At 39.5% G+C, this 18156-nt stretch carries 15 protein-coding genes; 4 read left to right on the plus strand and 11 right to left on the minus strand.

Annotated elements, in window-relative coordinates:
- Positions 1-6 precede the first annotated feature (6 nt).
- From K4I03_RS03260 to ftsW, 11 genes are all read right to left on the minus strand, one after another.
- Positions 7-1767 (minus strand): rhamnan synthesis F family protein, encoded by a 1761-nt coding sequence (locus K4I03_RS03260; RefSeq protein WP_227963720.1) that lies wholly within the window; start codon positions 1765-1767, stop codon positions 7-9.
- On the minus strand, positions 1764-3494 hold the full coding sequence (locus K4I03_RS03265) for a glycosyltransferase family 4 protein (protein ID WP_227963721.1): 1731 nt from the start codon (positions 3492-3494) through the stop codon (positions 1764-1766). Before K4I03_RS03265 ends, K4I03_RS03260 begins: the two co-directional genes overlap by 4 nt.
- Before the next feature lie 20 nt (positions 3495-3514).
- Entirely contained in the window at positions 3515-4732 is a 1218-nt protein-coding gene (locus K4I03_RS03270) for an ABC transporter ATP-binding protein (RefSeq protein ID WP_227963722.1), read from the minus strand.
- On the minus strand, positions 4732-5538 hold the full coding sequence (locus K4I03_RS03275) for an ABC transporter permease (RefSeq protein WP_125378134.1): 807 nt from the start codon (positions 5536-5538) through the stop codon (positions 4732-4734). The genes K4I03_RS03270 and K4I03_RS03275 overlap by 1 nt, the downstream gene beginning before the upstream one ends.
- A 5-nt stretch (positions 5539-5543) precedes the next feature.
- Entirely contained in the window at positions 5544-6479 is a 936-nt protein-coding gene (locus K4I03_RS03280) for a glycosyltransferase family 2 protein (protein ID WP_227963723.1), read from the minus strand.
- Positions 6476-7624, minus strand: coding sequence for a beta 1-4 rhamnosyltransferase Cps2T (gene cps2T, locus K4I03_RS03285; protein ID WP_227963724.1), 1149 nt, complete (start codon positions 7622-7624; stop codon positions 6476-6478). The genes K4I03_RS03280 and cps2T overlap by 4 nt, the downstream gene beginning before the upstream one ends.
- Positions 7625-7963: 339 nt before the next feature.
- Positions 7964-9160 (minus strand): elongation factor Tu, encoded by a 1197-nt coding sequence (tuf, locus tag K4I03_RS03290; RefSeq protein ID WP_002895003.1) that lies wholly within the window; start codon positions 9158-9160, stop codon positions 7964-7966.
- Positions 9161-9282: 122 nt separating this feature from the next.
- Positions 9283-10281: an anti sigma factor C-terminal domain-containing protein gene (locus K4I03_RS03295; RefSeq protein WP_061592589.1), complete on the minus strand. Its 999-nt coding sequence runs from the start codon at positions 10279-10281 to the stop codon at positions 9283-9285.
- Positions 10268-10738 (minus strand): RNA polymerase sigma factor, encoded by a 471-nt coding sequence (locus K4I03_RS03300; protein ID WP_061592588.1) that lies wholly within the window; start codon positions 10736-10738, stop codon positions 10268-10270. Before K4I03_RS03300 ends, K4I03_RS03295 begins: the two co-directional genes overlap by 14 nt.
- Positions 10739-10859: 121 nt before the next feature.
- Positions 10860-13706 carry a phosphoenolpyruvate carboxylase gene (gene ppc, locus K4I03_RS03305; protein WP_227963725.1) on the minus strand — a complete coding sequence of 949 codons (2847 nt, stop codon included), beginning with the start codon at positions 13704-13706 and terminating at the stop codon, positions 10860-10862.
- 46 nt (positions 13707-13752) lie between these two features.
- Positions 13753-14985 (minus strand): cell division peptidoglycan polymerase FtsW, encoded by a 1233-nt coding sequence (gene ftsW, locus K4I03_RS03310; RefSeq protein WP_227963726.1) that lies wholly within the window; start codon positions 14983-14985, stop codon positions 13753-13755.
- Positions 14986-15139: 154 nt separating this feature from the next.
- Between ftsW and K4I03_RS03315 the strand changes: the two genes are divergently transcribed.
- The 4 genes from K4I03_RS03315 (at position 15140) to K4I03_RS03330 (ending at position 18152) form a co-directional block, all read left to right on the plus strand.
- Positions 15140-15616 carry a glutathione peroxidase gene (locus K4I03_RS03315; protein WP_227963727.1) on the plus strand — a complete coding sequence of 159 codons (477 nt, stop codon included), beginning with the start codon at positions 15140-15142 and terminating at the stop codon, positions 15614-15616.
- Between the two features lie 209 nt (positions 15617-15825).
- Positions 15826-16683, plus strand: coding sequence for a glycoside hydrolase family 25 protein (locus K4I03_RS03320; RefSeq protein ID WP_227963728.1), 858 nt, complete (start codon positions 15826-15828; stop codon positions 16681-16683).
- 142 nt (positions 16684-16825) lie between these two features.
- Positions 16826-17674 carry a DUF368 domain-containing protein gene (locus K4I03_RS03325; RefSeq protein WP_032908757.1) on the plus strand — a complete coding sequence of 283 codons (849 nt, stop codon included), beginning with the start codon at positions 16826-16828 and terminating at the stop codon, positions 17672-17674.
- The gene (locus tag K4I03_RS03330) at positions 17667-18152 is read left to right on the plus strand and encodes an aminoacyl-tRNA deacylase (RefSeq protein WP_223322461.1); all 486 of its coding nucleotides are present in this window, start codon (positions 17667-17669) and stop codon (positions 18150-18152) included. Before K4I03_RS03325 ends, K4I03_RS03330 begins: the two co-directional genes overlap by 8 nt.
- Positions 18153-18156 lie beyond the last annotated feature (4 nt).

Below are 18156 nucleotides of genomic sequence, written 5' to 3' on the forward strand. Positions count from 1 at the left end.
TTTAATCTAATTCCTAATCTTTCTAATCATCCTCTTAACAATATATTTTATGGCACTTGCTGGACCAAGGAAAATATATTTAGCCGCACCTTTTAAACCTCCTATATTATCAAAGTTCACATAGGTATTTGGTAAGGTGTCCGGACGAATATTTAAAACATTATTATCAACAAAAGGAGTGATATATATTTCATTTCGAGAAATAGCATAATCAAATCGCTGCGACCAAGCTAGATAGACCAAAATGCGCTCAATAGAGTGTAATATTGTATGCTGCGGTAGTGGCTCTTCCGGAATATCCTCATCTTTAAGTTCTATGTCAAACAGAGGCTTTAGTGCATCATATTTGAACCATATAAATGTACCATAACTCATAATAAAAGTGTTCAAACTATTAAAATCTATAGCTCGATCGATATTCATTCTTTCCCAAAGGATATTCATATCGTCCGCAAATTTATTTTCATTTAAAGGATCCACAATCTTTGTATAGCGGAAAAAGGTTGGTATATCTGCAATCACAAGTCCCAATCGTTCATTATTTTCTAAATTAGTGAGAATCGAATTGGCAGGTTTTATCAGCATATCAAAAAGTTCATTTCTCCAGGAATCACCAACCCAATATGGATATTCTGGAGACTTTTTGGTATGGAAATGTCCAATGTAATCATAAGACGATAGCTCTTCCTTTAGCTTCAACATAGGAATAATGTCTCGTCCACGATTTCCTGTTAAATAAATATTCGCTTTTTGATGCCGTTTTGCTAAAATAATTTCAATTTCTGATCTTTTATTTTCCGAATCAGTTGTTAAAAATAGGTCATAATCAAAATTAAAATATTGGAATCCATCCAAAAATTCTTCTAATAAGTCTACATAAAATGTATGGAGATGTACAGCTACTTTCTTTTTGTTTGAATATGCATCATTTTTATTTTGAAGGACCTTTCTATCAATCAGATATGGCGGTGTTGGTTGACTGACATCTGACATATGAGACAAGATAAATTCTACTGGATAGTCGGATACCTCTTCAATCTCTTTCAGTAAATATGGAGATAAATGCTGACTTAAATCAAAAGTTTTAATTTTAATAAAAGGGACCTTATATTCCAAAAGAATATGTGGATAATGAATAGTAAAATTACTATGGAAAAAATCTTCCTTTAGTGGGAGAGTATTTAAAATAGCTTGATATTGGAATCCCGCATCAGTAAATTTTTTCGTATATTGTGTTTCATAATTGTCAATAACTTTTTGTACATCTGTATAATTTTCAACAGATTCCCAAAAAATTTGAAAAATTTCTGATTGAACTAGATTTTTCTTGAACGAAATAAAATAAGATTGAAGATGCTCATTAATAAACAAATTTCGTTGCTTAACTTCTTGATGATTCGTCATTCCCCAAAAATCAATATCAGAATCTGATTCATAGTTTTGATAAATTGGCTCCATATCCCAAAGTGGTCCAAAACAGGTATCATTCATGACGGTCACCGAATCATACTCTTTCAATGATTCAAAACCAACCAATTCCATTCCATCATGCCAAGCACCAAAATCATAACCAGTATTTTCCCGTTGAAGGAAGACATCAATCAACCCTTTTTCACGAAGTTTATCAACTTCAGATTCACTAAGTTGACTATTTGAAATAAAAATTAATTTTTCAAACAAAGGTCTCATATGCTCAAGTTGATAATGAACATGGCGGCTGATATGATCATATTTATTAAAATGAACATAAATTAATAATCGTTTCATTTCTTTCTCCTCAAGAAGTTTATAATTTTAGTCGAAAGCTGCCAACGCCTGCTTTCGATTATAGCATGATATTGCTGGTTTAATGCCTGGTATTGCTCTTCTAATTGAATTATTCTTTCTTGCAAAGATAAATTGTCTAACTGAAGCTCTGATAATTCAGTTAAAAGTGATCCTTCCCTCATTGGTTCAAAAATATCTTTCATCTCATAAAAAAAGGTAAATTTCGTTTCAGAAATACTCTCTAAATTATAATGAATTTGAGGATCATTTTTCCCGAAAAGTAAACTATCTGATAAAGCTATTCCATTTGTAAAATCAATGGGAATCTCCTCATGTTCTTTATAGGTTTGCAATTTTACATTTTTATAATAGCTTGGTATTTCAGATAAATCAACCCTCAACCTCATAACATCCGAAGGAAGTTCAACGTAAATTTCATCAGAATATTCCAATGGAAATCTCAAACTGTTTTCTTCTGAAAAATTTTCTCCTAATTTTGAGTAAAAAAATGTTACAAATTGCTTCTTAATCTCAAATACACTATGGTTTGGCAAAGTATTTCCCAGTAGCAATTCAATCGCTTGCAGGCTATTCTTTACAGGAGACAAAGATTTCTCAATTCTACTTAAAAGGGCCTCATAACAATTTTCAATGGTGTATAGTTGCTTAGCTACCTGACTGGTCTCCAATGCAGCACATTTATAATTTCGGAAATTTTCAATCACATTTTCTAAAGTTTCTGTAAGAGAATCTATATTGCCTAGAGGATATACAAATCCTGTATTAAAAATATTACGAACTGTAGAATATCCTAAATTATCAGAAACAATTGTAGGAACTCCTTTTAGAATTGCCTCAATGAAAACCAAGGAGAACGATTCTGATTTAGAATTGAAAACACAGATATCAGAAGATGTGATTTCTTTCCATGGAAGATTCCGATATCCTAAAAACCTTACCTGATTCAATGAATGTTTCTCTATAAATTCGTCACATTCCTGCTTAATATCTTCTTCCCAATCTCCTATAAAAATTAAAGGGATATCAAATCTCCCTAACTTAAGATAGGCTTGCAGTAATTCCATCTGATTTTTATTTTCATTAATTAAACCAATAGAAACTATTCTTATTTGTTCTCCTTTACCAAGTGATTCATCAGAGATTTCTGTAAAAGGAATAAACGATTGCAACTTATGATTTCGATTTCCAAATTTTTCCAGCGACTTTTTCAAATTGCCTTGGACAGCAAAAACTTCATCTGAATTATCAAGCATAAAATCGAACTTTTCTACATAATAGGCAAACTCTCTTTCGGGAAATTCGTGAATAAGCCAAAAATGTGGAACAGATTCACAAGCCGCCGCTAAAGCACCTTGAAATACATTCGCTGTATTAGAAATAACCAGTTCAATTTTATTTTTTGAAATAATATCCCTTATATCTTGAATATTCTTATGGTAAAACAGAACTCTTTCTTCTTTCGACAAAAGAAGATTCCCTGGCGCTTCTTCCCACCACCATTTTACAGTCGTAAGTGGAAATAATTTAACACCTGCATCCTGTAATTTATCTCGATACGCTCTATGTGTAGGATGTCCATTTTCAGGATAAACATTAAAAACATTGTAATCTAAATGTGCTAGATAAACCATCAAATTTGTAATAGATCTCTCAGCACCGTTATCCAAAGTTCCTGTTGGTGAAACAAATAAAATATTTTTGCCCATATCTCAACCTTTAAAGACCTTTACTCATTTAATTCATGCCAATTACCATTTCTAACCAATAGACCCGTCGCAGAATCAAGTGCAGATTTATCGTTGTCAGGAATATCTTTTCTTTCGATAAATACAATCGGTGCTTTTGCTGACGATGCAAAATCTAGAACCCGTTTCTCTGAATCACGAATAGTTGCTTCTAATCTAAGCCGAGCTTGGTTAAGATAGGGAAGTTTGCATTTATATATTACTTTTTTCTTCCCAACACCTTGCGTTTTTAGATTCATCGAATTGTCATTGTAATAGCCATAATTGGTATTAATATCTACAAAAGACATAGCAATATGAGATTCAATATCTTCTAATTGTTTAAATGTAAACTCAAATTCAAGTTCTTGTTCTGGAGTAACTTGCGCTTTTGATAATAGCTTCACTTCAAAATCTTCAACCAAAACCCTTTGTTCTCCTAATTTTTCAGATTCCTGAGACTCTTTAATTGGTTGAATAACAGCATTATCAAAACTGTACTGGTTGGCCACATCATCTGGATTGCCGATAGCCTTGACCAAGCCATTTTCAATCAAGACAGCCTTATTACAATATTTTTTAACAGCTCCCATGTCATGGGTCACCAGAATGGTCGTCTTACCTGACTCCTTGCGATCTTTGAAATAGTCATTACACTTACGCTGAAAGGCTTCGTCCCCGACAGCCAAGACCTCGTCCAAAATCAGAATATCACCCTGAGCCTTGATGGCCACAGAAAAGGCCAAACGCACCTGCATACCGCTAGAATAGTTCTTGAGTTTTTGATTCATAAACTCTCCCAGCTCAGCAAACTCCACGATATCATCGTACATGTCGTCTACTTCTTCTGTTGAGAATCCCAGCATGGCACCATTCATATAGACATTTTCGCGGCCAGTTAGTTCTGGATTGAATCCGACACCCAGCTCAATAAAGGAAACCAACTTACCATCAATCGTTACCTTGCCCTTCTCCGGAATATAAATCTCAGAAATAATTTTAAGGAGGGTAGACTTACCAGAGCCATTGCGCCCGACAATCCCGTAGAAGTCACCCTTTTCGACCTCAAAGGAAATATCTTTCAAAACATGCTGTTCTTTGTAGCCTTTGATTCCCTTAAAACGATTGACTAGACTGGTTCTTAAACTCTGAGTAGCCTCAGTAGGCAATCGAAAGAATTTACTTACATGGTCGACTTTTACTGCAATATTATTTGACATTATAAAATCTCCGCAAATCTCTTAGCATTTTTATTAAAAATATAGTAACCAAACCAGAAAATGAAAATTGGCAGAATATAGGGAATGATAGAAATAAAATGATTCCCAATCAAATCCCAGCCACGCATACTTCCTGAAAAAACAACAAAATGACGTAAATCCTGAATAATTTGAGCAAGGGGATTAAGCATCATGATTTTAGCAATAGTTACTTGCCCTCGTTGAATAATGAACGTAAGCGAGTAAATAATTGGCGTTGCGTATAAGCCAGCCTGCAATACAACTTCCCAAATTGGCCCAATGTCACGATATTTGACAAAGAAAGTTGCTAGAATAAAAGCAAATCCTGTAGAAACTAAAACCAACTCAACAAACAGAGGGAGGATAATTAGCCAACCTAATGACAAAGGGACACCATTAATCAGAGCAAAAACAGTAACTACCAATAAATTAATAGCATAATTAATTGCTGCGCCTGCAATAGATGAAAAGATAATAATTGACTTTGAAAAATTTAGCTTTCGTAATAAATCACCTCGCGAGACAATTGACATCATCCCCATATTAGTTGCCTCAGTAAAGAAATTCCAAGTTACCATTCCTAAAAGGAGAGATACTGCATAATGTGGTGTTCCATCATCAAATCTCAAAAATCGAACGAAAACAAGATACATAATCGAAAATAGCAACAACGGTTTTAAAATTGACCATAGATGTCCAATAAAGCTTCCTTGATAACGTAATTTAAAATCAGTTTTAATCATCTCTCGTAAGAGAATCCTGTTTTTTTTACTAAAAAAATCCATGAATATTACTCCTTATAAGCAAACTTTGTGAGAATGAGGCTCGTAAAAACAAGGGTATGAAAAGCACGGTTTTTACGGTAGCCATACTGGCGAATCCTGCGCCAGCGCTCCTTAAAAGGCGCCTCCATAATGGTCACAAAGTTCTCAATTAACTCTCTATTTTCAGCAGTCAGCGGCAGGACCAGCAAATTTCTAGCCTGAGTCTGACTGTCTTTTATCAATTTCCAATATTTGGCAAAAAGAACATGGGGACGAACCCAGTTTTTTACGCGTTTTCTGAGCGTTCGAGCTCCTAGCACATTATTTGAATGCTGGCGATAGAGCTCACCCGGCTTGTCAATATAGACTAGATTGCCAAAAGCCGCAGCCAGCAAGCCCAGATACCAATCGTGCATGAGCAGTTCATGCTCTTCCTCCCCAGTCCAAAGTTGGGCCAAGGCGCGATTTATCATAGAAACACCGCCCGTTACCGTATTCTCCGTCAACTCTTGGATTAGTTCTGTATTAGCGTGATCTGACTGAGTGCGAATCATACTTTCGTGAACAACCTGTAGCTCTTGATCTACGACTTTCAAGTCAGTATAAACCAGCAAGGGCTGACTGCTATCATATTTGTCTGCCTCAGCCAACTGCATGGCAATCTTGTCTGGCAGCCAAACGTCATCTTGGTCGCTAAAGAGATAGAAATCCGAATCTTGGTATTGAAGCAAGCTATGAAAACTCTGAATGACACCCAGATTTTGTGGATTTTCCCGATTGATAAAGGAAATACGGTCATCCTTGCGACAAAAATCTTCAATGACAGCCCGCGTCCCATCTGTAGAGCCATCATCACGAATCAGCAGCTGCCAGTCCCTATATGTCTGCTCTTGGATACTCTTAATCTGCTCGGCCAGAAACTGTTCCCCATTATAGGCGGACAGAAGAATGGTCACTTTCATGATAAAAATAAATCCTCGTATTCACCCACAATTTTTTCCCAGGTGTAGTTTTCTTTCATATTTTCTTTGGCGGCTTGGCCTAGCTCCGTAAAATCTGTTTGCGCATCTACTCGGTCAATCAGCTGGGCCAGCTGGCCTTTTTCTTTTTCCCAGTAGAGAGCCGTTTCTTTTGCTACCTTCCGATTGAAGTCCACATCCAATACCAGATTGGCATCTGTCTGAGCCAGAGCTTCCAAGAGTCCCGGATTGGTCCCACCAACCTCATGCCCATGTATGTATGCAAAAGCATGATTACGGATATATTTGAGCAGATTCTGATCGTAGACCGTACCGACAAACTTAATGCGAGAATCACGGTCAAAGCCTGTTTTCTGCTTGAGCTCTTCAAAATAGGGATTGCCCTCATGATTGCAGATGATCAGCAAGTCACGTCTGGTTTTGGATTTCATAAATTCTTGAATGATGGTTTCATAGTTGTTTTCCGGAACGAAGCGTCCGACAATGAGGTAATAGTCTTTTTCCTTACTGGCCCACTTTTCAAAGAATACCCTGACCTTACCTTCGTTTTCTGTCAGATTGGACAGATAAAGGTCAGTTCCATAAGCGATACAGGTCGTTTTAGACCAAGGATAAGCTTTTTGAATATAGCTTTCGATGCCTTGATTGTCCGCGATAACCAAGTCTGCGTGCTTGGTCATAACCTTCTCAGAATATTTGAGATAGGCTTGAACTGGCTTAGACCACTTGGCCCGCTTCCACTCCAACCCGTCAGGATTAATAAAGAATTTACCGCCTGCCTGATGGATACGACGAGCAAAGGGAAAGATAAAAGCACCAATCGTATTTCCAAGAATGTAAAAAATTGGCTGTTCAATCTGCTCTTTTTTAGCAAACTTGAGGGCATAGGAGACAGCCATCATATCATAGGCAATTACGCGGGCCGGACCAAGCTTGGGTGGCTTGACTGTAAAGCAGTCTACTCCCTTGTAGTCAAAATGATGAAAAGCTTCATCATCTGATAAGCAGGCCACATGATACTGGATTTGAGAAGATATTTGATGCTCCGTCAATTTCTCGACAAAAGTTTCAAATCCTCCATATTTGGCAGGAAGTCCCCGACTCCCGATGATGAAGACATGTTTCATGATTTCCCTCAATTCAAGATTTTACAATCCATTCTATTATACCACTTTCTAGTGTGTTTGTATAACCAGAAGCAAAGAATCCTTCATTACCTGTACAAGAATAATACGAAAGTCACTTTGTTTTTAAATTAGCCTATCCATTGTAGATTTTTTTAGATTACTTTCAAACATAGTCGTTTATTTTATCTTATACTAGTTCGCTATATCTACGCCAGTACAACCTACAACTATCCTACTCGGACTAAAAAACTATCTCCTTAAATACAGAAAGCATACAAAAACCCCGTTTTCACGGGGTTTAGTGTCTGACTTTAATTGTTATCTGGGAACGGAATCGAATTAAGCTTCGATTTCTGTAACCATACCTGAACCAACGGTACGTCCACCTTCACGGATAGAGAAAGTAGTACCTTGTTCAACGGCGATTGGGTGGATCAACTCAACGTCGATTGTTACGTTATCACCAGGCATTACCATTTCAGTACCTGCTGGAAGTTCGATTGAACCTGTAACGTCAGTTGTACGGAAGTAGAACTGTGGACGGTAGTTGTTGAAGAATGGAGTGTGACGTCCGCCTTCTTCTTTAGTAAGGATATAAACTTCACCCTTGAATTTAGTGTGTGGGTTGATTGAACCTGGTTTAGCGATAACTTGTCCACGTTCGATTTCATCACGTTGGATACCACGGAGAAGCACACCTACGTTGTCCCCTGCAAGACCTTCGTCAAGCTGTTTACGGAACATTTCAACACCAGTAACAACTGCTTTTTGGATTTCTTCTTTGATACCAACGATTTCGATTTCGTCGTTGACTTTAACGATACCACGGTCGATACGTCCTGAAGCAACTGTACCACGACCAGTGATTGAGAATACGTCTTCGACTGGAAGAAGCAATGGCTTGTCAGTATCGCGTTCTGGTTCTGGGATGTACTCATCAACAGTATCCATCAATTCCATGATGATGTCTTCATATTTAGAGTCACCTTCAAGAGCTTTAAGAGCTGAACCTTGGATAACTGGAAGATCGTCACCTGGGAAGTCGTATTCTGACAAGAGGTCACGGATTTCCATTTCAACCAATTCAAGCAATTCTTCATCATCAACCAAGTCAACTTTGTTCATGAAGACGATCAAGTGCTTAACACCAACCTGACGTGAAAGCAAGATGTGCTCACGAGTTTGTGGCATTGGTCCGTCAGTTGAAGCTACTACGAGGATCGCTCCGTCCATTTGAGCGGCACCAGTGATCATGTTTTTAACGTAGTCCGCGTGTCCTGGAGCGTCGATGTGAGCGTAGTGACGCTTAGCAGTTTCATACTCAACGTGCGCAGTGTTGATAGTGATTCCGCGTTCGCGTTCTTCTGGAGCAGCATCGATAGACGCATAGTCTTTAGGTTGGTTAACTGCTGAAGGCAAGCGACGTGCCAATACAGTTGTGATAGCTGCTGTCAAAGTAGTTTTACCGTGGTCAACGTGTCCGATAGTACCAATGTTAACGTGTGGTTTACTACGATCGTATTTTTCTTTTGCCATTTGAGTAAAAGCCTCCAATAAAATATATTTTATAGATAGACAGTAGGCAATACAGTCTAACTTTCCTTACTATTTTATCAAATTTAAATGAAAATGCAAGTCTTTTAGCATTTTTTTGTGAATTATTCCTTGTCTAACTGATAGTAAGGCTGATTGGAAACGGAAGCACCAATACTGGAAGCATAATTCCATTCTTTCCCTTCTAATTGGCTGAAATTCTCAGCTTTCCCAGTCAGAATAATACCAGAAAAGGTCAATTGATCCCGATTTTCTGCTTCACGAATATCTAGCTGACCAAATTTCTTGAGATAGGCCTCAACATCATTGTACATATTGTACTTGTTGACAGTTGGGAAAAGGTTTTTATCGGCCTTTTTCAAATAGTCTAAGAAAGTCTGTTGCTCTTGCTTAGCCTCTTCGCTCTCTTTTTTGCCGTCCGACGGATAGGGATTAAGCAGCGTACTATTAGCTCCGTAAGTCGTCTGAGGATCGGTGCGCAATGCCATACCATTTTCACCATCTTCTGACTGACTGCCAATCCAGTACCAGTTAATCTTGAGGTTACTCGGTATCATCTGCTGGATTTCCTTATAAGTGTAAGGTTTATCAAAAGTCAGAGCTATTTCTACCAATTGATTCGGCATTTCTTTGACAGATACAAGTTCATGAGGTGCTGGATCTGAAGACTTCGTCTGTTTGGCATTGACATTGTAAAAGACCGGATATTTCTGCCGAAGCTCTCGCGTATAGGTCCCTGAGGTAGAGGAATAAGTCGCCTCTGACGTCGGATTTTTATAAGAACCTGTTAGTGAATAGTTCCCCTCATAGGCTGGATAATCCACCATCACTCCATCAAGGTCTTTAAAACGATCAGAACGTAATGTTCCCGAAAGATAAGAGGTCGGATTATAGTATAGACTGTCATAGTCAACATTAGGATAGGCGATTTCGGACATAACTTCGTACTGTTTCTGCAAGTCTCGTCCGTTACCAGAGGCTAATTTTGCCAACCCCTTTCCTAGAAGACCTAAGAGAACTAAAGATACAACGGAGCTAATAGCGACTGTCTTCCAGAGTCTTTTTCTTCTGCTTTTCTTTGCAACATTTTCAAATGTTTCCATTTCGATATCCTTTCTTTTCCAGCTCCTTTCGGAGTTTAACACGACTGCGCATCAGCTGAATCTTGACCTTGCTCACTGAGTAAGACATGATTTGGGCAATCTCCTTGACCGTGAAATCTTGAAAATAATAGAGTTCTAAAAGCGTGGCTTCCTTGAGTGACAGATCTTCTATCATACTTCTTAGCAGCTCATAATCTTCATTTTCAAAGGGATTGACAAGATCTTTTCCAAAAAATTCTTTTCGCAAAATCTCCAAATAATGCTTATCTCTCCTATATCTGTCGATATAGCGCCGGATGGAAACCCGATACATCCAAGCTCGCATCTTTTCCGCCGGAATAATAACTTCTGTTTCCAACATCTTGACAAAAACGTCCTGAACTACATCTTCTGCTTCCACTTTAGAAGCCCCTGACTTCTGCAGATAGGATACAATCTCGCGAGCAAAGCCTATCAAGATTGTTTCATATTCATCTAGTTTGATAAGCTCACCCCCTCCTTCACTAGTATAACGAATTAAGTAGCCCTTTGGTTACAAAAATAGAAAAAACCGGAAAAATTCCGATTTTCTCTTTGTATTAGCCAGAGTTTCGCAGACCAGTCGCTATACCGTTGATGGTTATGTGAATCAGCTTTTCTTGATCTGGTGTAAGCTGACCGTTGCGCTGACGCTTGATTAGTTCTAGCTGGATATAGTTCAAAACATTAAAGTAAGGCATACGATAGTGCAAGCTATCCCTCAGATAGGTATTTTCTGCAAGGAGCTCATCGTGCCCTTCAATCTCTAGAATGACATCCTTAGTTAGCTGCCACTCATCCAAGATAATATTGAAAATATCTCGCACATTCTGATCTTCACAAAGCTGCGCATACTCAAAAGCGATATTCATATTTGACTTAGACAGAACCATGTCTACATTTGACAAGAGTGACTTGAAGAAAGGCCATCTCTTATACATAAATTGCAGAAAGTCTAAGTTATTTTCTGGGTCTTCATCAATGAATTCCTTGAAACTTGACCCAACACCATACCAGCCTGGGAACATAACCCGACTTTGAGACCATGAGAAGACCCATGGAATAGCTCTGAGACCACCGATTTCAGTGATGGTTTTACGGGCTGCTGGACGAGAACCGATATTAAAGCTAGAGATAGCCTTGATCGGACTCGATTCGAAGAAATAATCGTAAAAACGCTCGTCGCCAAAGACCAAATCACGGTAAATCTGATAACTGCGATTGACTACTTGGTCCATGATTCGCTCATATTTATCAGACGTATGGCTATCGCTCTTCTTATGAGTTACCATGCGGTTAATGGCGGCAGATACCAGCATTTCCAAGTTATAGTAGGCTGCGTCTTTGTTTCCATATTTATTTCCAATAACTTCCCCTTGCTCGGTCAGACGGATTCGGTCATTGATACTGCGGAGTGGCTGAGATGTGATGGCTTCATAAGTTGGACCACCACCACGTCCTACTGTACCTCCCCGACCATGGAAGAAGGTAATTTTTACGCCAAACTTATCACCGATGGCTGTCAGCTGCTGCTGAGCCTTGTAGAGGGTCCAGCAAGAAGATAGGTAACCACCGTCCTTATTACTGTCTGAATAGCCCAGCATAATTTCCTGGTAATTATCCTTAGAGGCAATCCACTTCTGTGCAATCGGCAGAGACAGGTATTTCTCCATGGTATCACAGGAATTGTCCAAATCCTCAATGGTTTCAAAGAGCGGAACAATCTGGACACGAGCACCATTTTCATCAATCAGCCCTACTTCTTTAAGCATAATAGCCAACTCAAGTAGATCTGATACACTGGTCGAGTGAGAGATAATATTCTGCTTAATCACTTCCTCTCCAATGGCATCTTTTAGCTGACGGGCGGTTTTGAAAATTTCCAGTTCCTTTTGCAGAAGCTCGGACTTAGGCTCATGAGTAGCTGATAGGATACGAGGATCTTCTAGCAGCTGTTTGAGGAGGACCTGGCATTTTTCTTCTTCCGACAGGCTACTATAATCCTGAACAATATTAGCCGAAGCCAAGAGCTCAGCCACACAGGCCTCATGAACGCTGGAATCCTGACGCATATCAATGCTGGCCAAGAAGAAGCCGAAAACATCAACCGCTTGGAGAAGTTCAGTCAAATCCCCACTTACCAAGGCTTCACCATGATGTTCAATAAGAGAATCATAAATGACCTGCAAGTCTTCCTTGAATTCTTGAGCGGTTTTGTAAGAAGGTGTCTCCTCCTTCTTGAGCTCGGTCAGGGTCTCGCTGATACGAGACTGGATATAATTAGGGATGATTTCTCTTCCTTTATTGTTGACAGAAAGGTTGGCTTTCGCAGACAATTTTTCCTCAGCTCGGTCAGTCAATCGCTGACCATCATTTGAGAAATTACCTTCTTTAAGGTAAAGCAAGGTTTGAATCAGCTTGGACTGGATATAGTGGAAAGCTCGGCGGTAAGGCTCATTTTCCCGATAAACAGACTTGTCAGTAGACAGAGCCGCCATTTCTGCTACTGCCTGACTGGTTTCTGAGAGGTTGGTCGAGAGCGAGAAGGTGCGATAGAGTGTATAAACCTTGTCAATATAATAGTTGAGAATGACTTCACTCTGGAGGGTAGCTGATAGTTTGAGGGTTTCTGCTGTTACAAAAGGATTGCCATCCCGGTCGCCGCCAATCCACATTCCCATGGTAATAGGCTTAGGATTATCCAACTTGATGCCCCGCTCTTCCGCCAAGCGTCTGTATTCGACCATAAAGTTAGTGATCGCTTGTAGGAAAGAGCTGTTGTAGTACTCCATGACATTGGTAATCTCATTGGTCACTTTCAGCTTCTTCTCACGGATCATATCTGTCTGCATCATAAGCTCAATATAGCGGCGGAGATTTCCTAGCCACTTCTTCTCATTGACTAGTCCTGCTTTAACATCACGATGCTGACGCAGTAAACTATGAATATGATTGGTTAAGTCCAGAATAGTCTTGCGCTGGACCTGGGTCGGGTGAGCTGTCAGTACTGGCACAACATTCAGATTTTCCAGAATCTCCTGAGCATTTTCCCGCGTTGAAATCAGGTCAATGGTTGTTGATAGCTTTCCAAGATAATCCTGATCGATATTGTTCTGATGGTTGATTTCATAAGCTAAATCCACGTCTTCTGAGATATTAATCAAAAGCGGCAAAATAGAGAAATAACGAGAAATATAAACCATTTCATCCGTCGTCAATTTTTCTACAATCGCTTTTAACTCATGATATTTGGAGTTAACCGCCAGCTCCTCCATGAGGGAGATTTTTTCAAAGGTCTCAGGGCTGAGAAGATTCCGAGTAATATCGGCAAGCAAGTCTGTCAAAATAGCGACTTCTTCTCGAATCACTTCTTTATTGCTGTAGCTTTCTAATTTGTTAAATGACATAATCTGCACCTTTCATTTTTGCAACAACTGTTCATACGAACTGCGTTTAAGCTTCCTCAGACTGGTCTTGCGCCTCCGCTTCCATCTGTTCATAGAGGGCATCACGGCGCTCGTTGGCATCAATATTAAGTACCAAGGCGATGGCTACTGACAAGACCAGAAGACTGTTCCCTCCTTGCGATAGGAAGGGGAAGGTTACTCCTGTAGACGGAATGAGACCTGATATTCCACCGATATTGATGAAGGTCTGCATGAGTATCATACCGCCAATTCCCAAGGCCATCATGGAGTTAAATGGATTCTTTGCCCGAATCCCTACCAAGATAATTCTCAGAATCAGGAAAAAGAGTAAGGCCAAAATCAGACTGGCACCAAAGAAACCAAACTCTTCTATCACGATAGAAAAAACAAAGTCCGTATGAGCTTCCGGCAGATAACCGCGCTTCTCAATAGAGTTCCCCAAGCCTAGACCAAACCAGCCGCCATTACTCATAGCATAGTAGGAATTAGCCAATTGGTGGCCTGAGCCAGACAGGTCCTTGAAGGGATTGAAGAAAGCACTGAAACGCTTGGCCACATACCCAAAGACTGGAATCTTGGCCACGCGCTCAACCCCAATCAACCAAATGCTCGCCAGAACCAATCCCGAAACACTGACAATGGCTCCCAGCATCGTAGAAAACCATCGATAGCCAATCCCGCTGACAGCTATCATTATTACGACGGTCAAAAATAGAATAGTCGCATTTCCAAGGTCAGGCATAATCGCTACAATCCCAATCAGAATAGCCACCATGGTCCGCCAGTCGTTAAAGGCTTTAGGAAACCAATGGTTGTGAGTCAGAGCTTGATAATCATAAACCTTTATCTCCTCCTGCCTCTTAGTGAAGCGAAAAGCTAGATACCAGACCAGAATAATCTTCAAATACTCCGCAGGCTGAATACTGAAAGCTCCAAGCCTCAGCCAACCATGGGCGCCGTTAATAGTCCCCGTTATAAAACGAGATAAAAGCAAAAGGATAATCTCAGCAAAGATAACTATAGTCAGGATACTTCCTTTTTTTAAGAAACCCAAGCGGATTCTATACAGGAGCGCAATTATAAAGAGACTTATTACCCAAAAAATCCCCTGATTCAAGACCATGCCAAAACCATTTCCTCCGGCCTGAATCGAGGTAGGACTCGTCGTTGAATAGACCACAATCAATCCCAAAACAGATAAAATCAAATAGGGAATCAAGATGGAATAATTCAACAAGTGCTTCTTGTCAATTTTCATATTTCACCATTAAACTTCTAAAAATTCAATTCTCATTATACCACCTTTTGGATTGAAAAAAAAGCATTAGTGCAGAGACTTGAACAATAAGGTCTTGCTTTCTCTCTTTTACATAAAATTGTGATAAGATAGGAAGCAAACAAAGGAGTATAAGATGACAGACATTTATGATATTGAAATTAAAAAACAAGACGGAAGTCTGCAAAAAATGAGTGATTATAAAGGAAAGATTCTGCTGATTGTCAATACAGCGACCGGCTGCGGCTTCACTCCTCAGTATCAAGAACTGCAGGAACTCTATGAGCGCTATCAGAAAGACGGATTTGAAATCCTAGATTTCCCCTGCAATCAGTTTGGCCAGCAGGCACCTGGAGACGCTGCAGAAATCAACAACTTTTGCAACCTTAACTACGGAACGAGCTTTCCTCGATTTGCTAAGATTGATGTCAACGGTCCTCATACTGCTCCTCTCTTTGACTGGCTCAAAAAAGAAAAGGGAGGTCTGTTGGGCGAGAAAATCAAATGGAACTTCACAAAGCTTCTGGTCAGTCGAGATGGCAAAGTTGTCAAACGTTTCTCTCCGCAAACTTCTCCCAAAAAGATTGAAGAGCTCATTCAAAAGCTATTATAAAAGGTAAGAAAAAGCAAAATGATTTATCCAACGGCAACTCACCGTCCACAGCTTAGCTAAGCTCTTTTAAAAAAACAAGACATTTTGAGCTTTCAAAATGTCTTGTTTTTGCTTTATAATATTTCAATTATATTACATTTTATTCATTTTCTAGCAATTCTGGGGATATTTTTTGCTTTTTTATTTGTTTTAAGTTAAAATAAACCAGTATGAGGAAGAGGATTAAACCGCTTGCAATCCTAATTTTCTTTGCTTCTTTTATCATTTTTATTTTGATAAGCAAGCAAATTACTGACTCTCAGGAAAAGCAAGCACAGGCAAAAATTTCACAAACTAAACAGACTCCAAGTTCCTCAAAAAAAGAGGAACCATCGGACGATTCGTCCTTAGATGAAGAGTTTATTTCCAGACCAATCATTGACATTTCTGGCTGGCAGTTGCCAAGTGAGATTAATTACGACTTACTCGCACAGAATGTTTCAGGAGTAATTGTCCGTGTTCATAGTGGAGCGCAGGCCAAAAAAGAAAATGCAGCAACCCACCTGAATGGTCTGGACAAGTCTTATGAAAGACATATCAAAGAATTTCAAAAGCGCAACATCCCTGTTGCTGTCTATGCCTATGTGGCCGCCAATAGCAAAAAGGAAATGGAAAAAGAAGCTGAAAGTTTCTACAAGGCTTCTGCCAAGTACCATCCAACCTATTATTGGCTAGACGTGGAAGAAAAGACCATGTCTGACATGAATGCGGGAGTTGAGGCTTTCAGAGCCAAGCTAGAGTCACTTGGTGTTAAAAATATTGGTATCTATATTGGAACTTATTTTATGGAGGAGCATAGCATCTCTACTGACAAGTTCACAGCAATTTGGATTCCGACTTATGGTAATGACGACGGCTACTATAATGCCGCACCAAATACTGAGCAAGATTACGACTTGCACCAGTACACATCACAAGGTCAACTGACTGGTTTCTCTCATTATCTTGATTTGAACCAGCTGTCAACCTTGAAAGACCAGGCAGCTACTTATCAAAAGCTATTTACAGTTCCTAAAGAAAGTCAATAGCTCAGAACGACAGCTCAAGTCTCAAAGACTGCTGTCGTTTTTTATTGTCATAAAATAGGAAATTTCCAGTCGTTTCCTCTTAATAAAGCCTATATTTTATGATATAATGATTTGATAAATGAAATTAGAAAAGGAAAATACAATGATTTCTTGGTTGAATAGAATTTTCAAAGGAATGGTCATTGCACTTGGCTTTATTTTGCCAGGAGTTTCAGGCGGTGTTTTAGCAGCTATCTTAGGTATTTATGAACGCTTGATTCATTTTTTAGCCCATTTAAAGGAAAACTTCGTCGAAAATGTTCTCTATTTCATACCAGTTGGAATCGGAATGATTTTAGGAATTGCCGCTTTCTCCTATCCTGTCAATCTGCTGCTGGACAACTACAAAGTGATTGTCCTCTGGGGATTTGCGGGAGCCATTATTGGAACTGTTCCCAGCCTCATTAAAGAGTCTGTCGCTAAAAGTGAGCGTGATCGGGTTGATATTCTCGTTTTCTGGGTCAGCCTCATCCTTTCAGGAATCTTTCTTTATTCCCTAAATGGGATGGTCGGCACCTTGCCAGCCAACTTTCTCTCTTTCATCTTAGCTGGAGCTTTGATTGCACTGGGCATTTTAATTCCCGGACTTAGTCCGTCCAACCTTCTCCTGATTTTAGGACTCTATGCCCCTATGCTGAATGGATTTCGCAAACTGGATCTCTTGGGCACCTTTCTTCCAATTGGAATCGGTGGTGCCTTAGCACTGATTCTCTTCTCTAAGCTCATGGATCATATTTTGAAAAACTACTACTCTCGTGTCTATCACTTTATCATTGGCATCGTCCTATCCAGTACACTTCTCATTGTAGTGCCACAAGCAGGAAACAGTGAAAGCATAAGCTATCATGGAGTTTCTGTATTGACACTTGTCCTTGCAGCCTTTTTCTTCGGTCTGGGAACCTGGTTGGGTCTCTGGATGTCACAATTAGAAGAGAGATATACTAATGGCTAAAAAAACAAAAATCAAAAAAACTCTGGTCGAGCAAATTTTAAGCAAGGCTAAGATTGAACATAAAGGTCTGCAGCTAAATGCCTTAGCAGAACACCCAGCCGATGGTTTGGACCGTTCGCAGATTTATAAAACCTTGGCCTTGACAGGAGACAAGACTGGCACACTAATCGGTATCTTGCCTATCACAGAGCATCTGTCCGAAAAGAAAATGGCCAAGATTTCTGGTAATAAAAAGGTTAGTATGATTCCTCAGAAAGACTTGGAAAAGACAACGGGCTATATCCACGGAGCCAATAATCCTGTCGGTATCCGGCAAAAGCACAACTTTCCAATCTATATTGACCAGTCAGCTCTAGAGCGAGACAGCATCATCGTGTCTGCTGGCGAAGTCGGCCGCAGTATCGAAATCAAAGCTCAAGATTTGGCGGATTTTGTTCAAGCTGACTTTGCAGACCTCAAGGAGAATTCTAGCTCATAACTCT

Origin of the sequence: Streptococcus sanguinis, from assembly GCF_020729725.1 — a bacterium.
In the GTDB taxonomy this organism is placed as follows: domain Bacteria; phylum Bacillota; class Bacilli; order Lactobacillales; family Streptococcaceae; genus Streptococcus; species Streptococcus sanguinis_V.

What these genes read in the sequence shown, in the direction of transcription:
- K4I03_RS03260 (WP_227963720.1), bottom strand. Translation starts at nt 1,767, where the DNA reads ATGAAACGATTATTAATTTATGTTCATTTTAATAAATATGATCATATC.
- K4I03_RS03265 (WP_227963721.1), bottom strand. Translation starts at nt 3,494, where the DNA reads ATGGGCAAAAATATTTTATTTGTTTCACCAACAGGAACTTTGGATAAC.
- K4I03_RS03270 (WP_227963722.1), bottom strand. Translation starts at nt 4,732, where the DNA reads ATGTCAAATAATATTGCAGTAAAAGTCGACCATGTAAGTAAATTCTTT.
- K4I03_RS03275 (WP_125378134.1), bottom strand. Translation starts at nt 5,538, where the DNA reads ATGGATTTTTTTAGTAAAAAAAACAGGATTCTCTTACGAGAGATGATT.
- K4I03_RS03280 (WP_227963723.1), bottom strand. Translation starts at nt 6,479, where the DNA reads ATGAAAGTGACCATTCTTCTGTCCGCCTATAATGGGGAACAGTTTCTG.
- cps2T (WP_227963724.1), bottom strand. Translation starts at nt 7,624, where the DNA reads ATGAAACATGTCTTCATCATCGGGAGTCGGGGACTTCCTGCCAAATAT.
- tuf (WP_002895003.1), bottom strand. Translation starts at nt 9,160, where the DNA reads ATGGCAAAAGAAAAATACGATCGTAGTAAACCACACGTTAACATTGGT.
- K4I03_RS03295 (WP_061592589.1), bottom strand. Translation starts at nt 10,281, where the DNA reads ATGGAAACATTTGAAAATGTTGCAAAGAAAAGCAGAAGAAAAAGACTC.
- ppc (WP_227963725.1), bottom strand. Translation starts at nt 13,706, where the DNA reads ATGTCATTTAACAAATTAGAAAGCTACAGCAATAAAGAAGTGATTCGA.
- ftsW (WP_227963726.1), bottom strand. Translation starts at nt 14,985, where the DNA reads ATGAAAATTGACAAGAAGCACTTGTTGAATTATTCCATCTTGATTCCC.
- K4I03_RS03315 (WP_227963727.1), top strand. Translation starts at nt 15,140, where the DNA reads ATGACAGACATTTATGATATTGAAATTAAAAAACAAGACGGAAGTCTG.
- K4I03_RS03320 (WP_227963728.1), top strand. Translation starts at nt 15,826, where the DNA reads ATGAGGAAGAGGATTAAACCGCTTGCAATCCTAATTTTCTTTGCTTCT.
- K4I03_RS03325 (WP_032908757.1), top strand. Translation starts at nt 16,826, where the DNA reads ATGATTTCTTGGTTGAATAGAATTTTCAAAGGAATGGTCATTGCACTT.
- K4I03_RS03330 (WP_223322461.1), top strand. Translation starts at nt 17,667, where the DNA reads ATGGCTAAAAAAACAAAAATCAAAAAAACTCTGGTCGAGCAAATTTTA.